Origin of the sequence: Paraburkholderia sp. EG304, from assembly GCF_046543485.1 — a bacterium.
GTDB lineage: Bacteria > Pseudomonadota > Gammaproteobacteria > Burkholderiales > Burkholderiaceae > Paraburkholderia > Paraburkholderia youngii.
In genome coordinates this window covers 1-255 of the sequence record NZ_JBKGUA010000477.1, presented here as the reverse complement: position 1 = coordinate 255, position 255 = coordinate 1, and the positions used below count along the sequence as shown (strand labels likewise).

Here is a 255-nt window from a genome sequence, read left to right as displayed (position 1 = left end):
CGCGGGCGACGTGATCTTCGCGAACCTGCCGCTGATCTTCGCGATCGGCGTCGCGCTCGGCTTCACCGAGAACGATGGCGTGTCGGGCATCGCCGCAACGATCGGGTATCTGGTGATGACGGCCACGCTGGGTGTGATCGCGAAGATAGAGGGCATCGAAACCGACACGATCATGGGCATACCGTCGATCCAGACCGGCGTGTTCGGCGGCATCCTCGCCGGTGGTCTTGCGGCCTGGATGTTCAACCGCTACTA

At 63.1% G+C, this 255-nt stretch carries 1 protein-coding gene; it reads left to right on the top strand.

The annotated features are described in order from the left end of the window. Nucleotides 1-255: PTS transporter subunit EIIC (locus tag ACLFKU_RS44820; RefSeq protein ID WP_410853531.1), on the top strand; the 255-nt coding region annotated here is incomplete at both ends.